6 protein-coding genes are annotated in these 6,307 nt (G+C 38.5%); 5 read left to right on the top strand and 1 reads right to left on the bottom strand.

Annotated features, from left to right (window positions below; translation table 11 throughout):
- Positions 1 to 87: 87 nt before the first annotated feature.
- Positions 88 to 363: a hypothetical protein gene (locus EO93_RS03855; RefSeq protein WP_048161182.1), complete on the bottom strand. Its 276-nt coding sequence runs from the start codon at positions 361 to 363 to the stop codon at positions 88 to 90.
- A gap of 1,879 nt (positions 364 to 2,242) precedes the next feature.
- Here EO93_RS03855 and EO93_RS03850 point away from each other — a divergent pair.
- From EO93_RS03850 to EO93_RS03830, 5 genes are all read left to right on the top strand, one after another.
- Positions 2,243 to 4,513, top strand: coding sequence for a DUF927 domain-containing protein (locus EO93_RS03850; RefSeq protein ID WP_048161181.1), 2,271 nt, complete (start codon positions 2,243 to 2,245; stop codon positions 4,511 to 4,513).
- 514 nt (positions 4,514 to 5,027) lie between these two features.
- Positions 5,028 to 5,267 carry a DUF2683 family protein gene (locus EO93_RS03845; RefSeq protein ID WP_048161180.1) on the top strand — a complete coding sequence of 80 codons (240 nt, stop codon included), beginning with the start codon at positions 5,028 to 5,030 and terminating at the stop codon, positions 5,265 to 5,267.
- A 6-nt stretch (positions 5,268 to 5,273) separates the two neighbouring features.
- A complete protein-coding gene (locus EO93_RS03840; RefSeq protein ID WP_048161179.1) occupies positions 5,274 to 5,534 on the top strand; it encodes a type II toxin-antitoxin system RelE/ParE family toxin in 261 nt (86 codons plus the stop codon).
- A gap of 22 nt (positions 5,535 to 5,556) precedes the next feature.
- Positions 5,557 to 5,766 carry a hypothetical protein gene (locus EO93_RS03835; protein ID WP_048161178.1) on the top strand — a complete coding sequence of 70 codons (210 nt, stop codon included), beginning with the start codon at positions 5,557 to 5,559 and terminating at the stop codon, positions 5,764 to 5,766.
- Positions 5,767 to 5,983: 217 nt separating this feature from the next.
- A complete protein-coding gene (locus tag EO93_RS03830; protein WP_048161177.1) occupies positions 5,984 to 6,304 on the top strand; it encodes a hypothetical protein in 321 nt (106 codons plus the stop codon).
- Positions 6,305 to 6,307: the final 3 nt, after the last annotated feature.

The raw sequence follows: 6,307 nt of genomic DNA, 5'->3' as shown, positions 1-6,307 counted from the left end.
TTTTTATAAAATTAAGAGAATTGTCAAGTCCAGTTGGGTCAAAAAAGAAGGGAAATATTCAGTACCAATTAGTGGATACTGTCAAACTTAGGTTTTAATCTCAAAAACTTTCAATATTATTGACCACCGCTTTTTCATGTTTTTCCTTATATTCGTTTTTGGGATCCTTGCCTGCAAGGAAAGCCAGTTTGGAAAAGCTGTAAAGATCCCCGTGAAAACACCCCTTGCCCAGGTCCTGCTGGCAGTTCTGCCGGTCATCTTCGTACTGACAATCGTTATGGGATTGAGGGAGTCTCTATTTCTGGACCCAAGAGTTTCCGTAACCATTGATACCGCGAGTGGCGGCACAATAGGTTCTTCCATGGTAAGATCTATCCTGGACAGTATGGCAGGTTTATTGAGTATTAACCCGCTTTTACTACAGTTCCTCATTGACACCCTACTTCTAAATATTTTTGTAATTTTGTTCTGTGTATTGGAGTATTCGTTTGCGATGAAGTTTGTCAATGAGAAATTCTCACGTTCTTTAAGCTCATTCTTTACGTATATTGCTACATCTTCGTACTGTGTTTATTTATTCCATAGACCATTTTTTGCCCTGTGGAACTCGGGAACAAACTTCATAGTTTCTCCAATTTTACGCGATGTTATTATGGTGTTTATAGCTATTCCCCTGTTATTTTTTATTTCATACCAGGTTCAGACAATGGAACTGAACTTGAAAAGAAATTTCTCACACAGAAAATTCCCTGGAAAAAACCTGCCTTATACAAGATTTATTACAGGTTTTAATAAATAAAAATAATATGTGAGAACAGATCAAATCAAGTTAATCAGACGTAGGAATAACCATAAAAAATTGTAGATAAAGGTAGAGAATAAGAAAAGGACAGGAAATAAGACTCAGTACCAAAATCCAGTGATGAATGTAAAATTAAAAATCACTGGATTTTATAATTGGTTACAATTCTTGTGATAAGATCTTTGGATCGCGGTTTTTTGAGCTCGAATACTGATTTTGATTAAAGGCCGGATTCTTCTTGCGAATTCAGAATTTCAATCAAGAAATGCAAAAATCACTAGATTTTGGAACCGAATCCAGCTAACTGAAGAATATATCTTTAAATATATTTGTGCCACTACTTTATCAGAAAATTTTAAATATTATAAAAATAATTAAGAATTAACAAGTTATATAAAAACTTGGAAAAACAGAAAAACGGAAAAACGGAAAAACGGATTTTCAGATGATAAAAATATTTGGATATTGGGAAAGAACCTAAACTCCCAATTCCTATTCTATTCTGAACCAATTCTCTTAAAACATATACGGTAGGCTGGTAAAAACAGAACTGTTCATATACACAGATCTGACTCTAATTCCGGAATTTGGTTTTCGTAACACGGATTCCCCTGGCCTGCAGCTTATAAATATTTTTGTTGAATAGATAGAAGGTTCTATCGAACTTAAAATTACAGTGGGGCAAAGTTCAATCTCAACTTCAGTAAGCTAAAAAAGTGATAACTGAAGCTTTCCGATGTATAAATTTTCAGTCTCCCGATGTAAAAGTCTGATCTTACTGTTTTAGAAGTACGGGACGCGGCAACTATCGGAGATAGGCATTGATTGGAATAAAAAGATCTTTTAAAAAAAGCATTGAAGTTACGCTGAGGGGGAGATCTGAACGGGTGGCCCATTCAAACCCCTCTCAGGCTATACTTTTCCGACTGTATTTTAATCGTTAGACCCTTGCATTTATGGGAAGTCGGACAGTGAACTTTTGTAGAAAAGTTTCCTTCCCAAGGGCTCGGGACCTGTTACCAGCAGGTCGATTTTTACAGCCAATATTGATTATATATTTCTGAATCATAAAGCTTTTTATATTTGCTACTTTTAAAATAACGTTTAGCTGGAACTTTACCAGAGTTTCCGGACTAAGAAAAAAAGGACAGTGAATACGTGAAAAATACCAAAATCGGTAGCTGTAGCTATGTTTTAAATCTGAATGTACTGAATTGTGACCTTCAAGAGTATAACAAAGTTTTTAATGTTGCTCTTTTAAAACTGTTATCTGGAGTGAGGGGGACCTTCTCCGGATCTGTACCCCTGATTAACCCCACTGAGGTGCAGTTGTGAACGGATCAGAAGGAAACGAAGCCACATACGAAGACCTGAGAACCAAAATCCGGGACTTCATAGACCTGATAGAACCCAAGCCAAAAACGGAAGGGGAATGAGACTATGACAGAAGACAAAGTCAATACCGGGCTTACGTTCAGGGATGAGGTCCTCAGCAAATATCACAAAATTCCTTTTGATCCGGACACGGATAACAAGGACCTGAATGAAGAGTTAGCTGACATCCTGGTCCTGAACCCGGCTTTAAGAGATATCCTGAGAAAGAACCCGGATAAATGGGGAATCGAAGACTTCAAGAAAGTAGCTGAGATCCTGGGCCAGTATGCCTTTGCAGGCTGGGAAATCAATGATGTCCTGGAGGCTTACGCTCCGGAGGGCTGGGAAGCTCTGGGAGAATCCCTGAAAAAGGAAATCAAAGAAAAGTACTTTGACAAAAAAGAGCTGCCTGCTGATGACTATTTTTCAATAGATTTCGATATACACCCCTTCAAAGTCTCAAGTTTAGGCATAGAGAAATATTACAAATATAAAAGAAATGACGGGCAGGAAATTGAAGGCTGGGAATTCATCACAAATACTCCTATCATAATTAATTCAATAGGAGAAAGTATGGATGATGAGGCCTACATGTACCAAATCAGGTACAGGACCGTAACAAGCCAGGAGTTTAAGAAATGGGTATTGCCAGAGGTCCTTCTCACATCAAGCATGAAAGAGCTTTCAAACTTAGGAATTCAGTTTGTGGATGCGGACCAGAAGGACCTAAAGTTATACTTCAAGCAGCTTTTAGGTCATTCCTACAAGATCCCCACAGAATTCACTGCCAAGACAAACGGCTGGAAAAAGGAAAACTCCATCTATGTTACAGGATCCTTTGCACATTTAGCCCATGGAAAAAGAGAGATCCTTGCTCTAACCGAAGAGATAGCAGCAGCCTATGAGGTAAAAGGAAATAAAAAAGAATGGATTGAGAACCTCACTCCTCTCCTGGAATATGACTTAATCAGACTGAAGTGCTATGCAACAGTAGCAGCCATGCTGATCCGGTTCATTGGCGTAAGGTCCTTTGTAGTCCATAACTACTATGAGAGCAGCGGGCTTAAGTCCGTATCAATGCAGCTGGCCAGCTCCCTTGTAGGTAATCCTGTAGAACTCATCAAGGATGCAGACTCGACAAAGGTAGGCATAGAAAAAACCCTGGAATTCAACACGGATACCCCTATCTATTATGACGAAACCTCGAATAACGAAAGATTCAGAGAAGCAATATACATGATAGGTAATGAGCAGGGGAAAGGCAGAGGAACCAAAGAAGGAAAAATAGAAAAAGCAGCCAGATGGAAAACTGTGGTCCAGACTACAGGAGAACAGCCTCTAACAAAAGCAGACAGCACCAACACAGGCCAGCAAATAAGGGTCCTGGAAATCTTTGAAGGAATCCCACGCCTGGAATCAGATTACATCGAAAAAGTAAAAGAAACACTGGAAAATAACTATGGGTTATTCCTGGATGAAATTGTCCAGACCATTTTTAAAAGAAAGGACAAACTCAAACTTATTTATAAAAACCTGAATTTGTTTTTTGAGAAATCAAAAACAGTATTTGCTGACCGATCAAAAACCTTTTTTATTGCCCTTGCTGTAGGCGGCTGTATCCTGGAAGAAGTCTTTGAGAAAAACGGAATTCCTACAAAAGAACCTCACAGGATATGCAACAGCTATTATCAAAAAGTAGTGATTGAAGACCCTACAATTCCCTACTATATGAGAGCTCTGGATACAACATACTCCTGGCACCTCAGAAACAAGAAGCTCTTTGAATACACTAAGGAGCTGGACCCGGAAGAAGTCTTCACCTATACAAAGGGACCTGTAGAACTCCTGGGCTGGATCTCGAAAGATGCCATCTATTACGACCCGGATAAACTGCAGGATTACCTGGTTTCTAAAGGCTTCAACTTTGAAAGGGTAATTCAGGACTGGAAGAACAACAATATCTTAGAGCCTTCAATGGAAAAAACAGAGACAGGAGAACTAAAATATAAGTCCTGGAAAAAATACACTACTATAAACGGCCAGAGAATAAAAGGCATAAAGGTCCCATTCGCAAAGTTACAGGAAGTTCTGGAAATAAGGAATGAAGAAATATACGATATGAAGGACAATGACAAAGGAGAGATAGAAGAGATACAGGTTTCACTCATAGAAGCTTGCAGCAGATATCTGGCAGAGAATCCAAAATTTAAGAATGTTTCGTACACTCCAGAAGACGTTGCAGACATATTCATAAGATCTAAGGATAGGGAGGAACTTTTGATATTTGGAAGAGATAGGATACTAGAAGCCTTTAGAAGCTGTAAAAAACGAAAATAATTGAATTTACTCTTTCTTTTGTTTAATCTTCCTTTTTTCTCTTTTTTTTTGTTATTTCCAGGATTAGAAATTCTTTTTTCTACTTTTTTTTTGTATTTGTTTACCGCTATCGTTTTTGGTGGAACTAAGGTATGACTAAGGTAGAACTGAACTGGAACTAAGGTATGATTAAGGTATAACTACAATAACTATTCTCTAATCATACCTTAATCATACCTAATTCCCTAACCTAATCAGTATCAGTTGCCACTTTTACCCCTTAGTTCCACCAAATGGAAAATATAAGAATATATTTTTTTGAAAAACCTTTTTTGAGATTATCTCTTAATTCAAAAGTTCAATCTGTTTAAGTCTTTTATTTGGCCAGACCCCCGGCTTAAAATCAGGAATATTTCTCCTGGAACATTTTTCCTGGAATATTTCTCCTGGAACTTTTTATCCCGGCAAATCCTTAAGTATGCAAATCCTTAAGTATATATCTCATGTATATCTAATATATACATGAGGTATACATATGGTTCAAGCAGTGATTAACATTGATGAAAAAACAAATCGTGTTCTCAATATCATTAAAGCTCAATACGGCTTGAAAGACAAAAGTGCAGCTATCATCCATATGGCAGCTGAATATGAAAAAGAAATTATGGAGCCTGAGCTCAGGCCTGAATTTGTTGAAAAGGCCCAGGAGATCATGGAACAGGAGCCCATAGATGTGGGAACAGTTGAGAACTGGAAAAAAACGCTTGACTGCTGAGCTCATATGTATCGGCTACAAGTAAGGCCAGAAGTTCAAAAAATCGTTGAGAAGCTGGCAAAGAAAGACAAAAAGCAAGTTGAAATCATATTCAGCAAAGTAAATGAGATCCTTCAGGATCCTCATAGATACAAAAATTTAAGGTCTCCTCTCAATCACTGGAAAAGAGTACATATTGACTCTCACTTTGTCCTGCTTTTTTCTGTGGATGAAAAGGAGAAAATTGTTATTCTGGAATATTACGGACATCACGACGAAGTATATTGATAGTGACGTAGGGGGGTTACTAATGTTAAATCAAAATCAGATTATTCACGAACTAAAATCATTTGCATTGGTGTTTTATAAGGAACAGAAAAAACATGGGTCATTAGAGGACTTCTACGAGGGCCGTTTTCATGGGGCTTCTTCGGCTCTTTATTGGACTGGTACGCTTACCCGGGATGAGTTAAATCAAATCGAAGAAGAAGCAAAAGCTGAAGCTGGGATCATTTCTTAATCTTATCCTGCAGGCCTCCGGACCTTCCCTGCAGGGACCCTGAGGGCTGGATCCGGACCAGGACCCCAGGCCTCAAAAGTATCTTTCAAATCTACTGCTGTCGGTTCCGGCTCCGGCTGGTCGGGCTCCTTGTATGTGAGTAACTAACCGCAATTTTAACAGATCTTATATAATCTCTATAAAAAAATCTAGTTTTAAGTAGATTTAGAATCCTTTTATGATCATGTCCCTTTTTACTAAAGTTTTAAGGAAAAACAGAGAACTTGAACAGAAAAAGCCCGGAGCATTATCCAAGGGTAAGATAGCTACCCTCATTGGTGGCGCTCTGCTGATGATAAGCCCAGCCTCAGCAACTGAGGTAAACTGGACTGAGATAACTACCGTAATTGATGGCTTTGTTGGAATCGTTCCCAGCTTTGCAGCCATGATAAGTGCAGTAATGCCTATCATCCTGGTAATCGCCCTGTACACATTCATCATAAAGTTCTGGGATAAAATCCTCGGCGCCATTGATAACGCATTCAGTGGCTTCAGGTAACGG

The organism is Methanosarcina sp. 1.H.A.2.2, from assembly GCF_000979975.1.
In the GTDB taxonomy this organism is placed as follows: Archaea; Halobacteriota; Methanosarcinia; order Methanosarcinales; family Methanosarcinaceae; genus Methanosarcina.
This window is presented reverse-complemented; position numbering and strand designations above follow the sequence as displayed.

Bases quoted from the DNA above. Each gene is read 5' to 3' on its own strand.
- EO93_RS03855 (WP_048161182.1), bottom strand. From the start codon at position 363: ATGGAAGAACCTATTGTGCCGCCACTCGCGGTATCAATGGTTACGGAA.
- EO93_RS03850 (WP_048161181.1), top strand. From the start codon at position 2,243: ATGACAGAAGACAAAGTCAATACCGGGCTTACGTTCAGGGATGAGGTC.
- EO93_RS03845 (WP_048161180.1), top strand. From the start codon at position 5,028: ATGGTTCAAGCAGTGATTAACATTGATGAAAAAACAAATCGTGTTCTC.
- EO93_RS03840 (WP_048161179.1), top strand. From the start codon at position 5,274: ATGTATCGGCTACAAGTAAGGCCAGAAGTTCAAAAAATCGTTGAGAAG.
- EO93_RS03835 (WP_048161178.1), top strand. From the start codon at position 5,557: ATGTTAAATCAAAATCAGATTATTCACGAACTAAAATCATTTGCATTG.
- EO93_RS03830 (WP_048161177.1), top strand. From the start codon at position 5,984: ATGATCATGTCCCTTTTTACTAAAGTTTTAAGGAAAAACAGAGAACTT.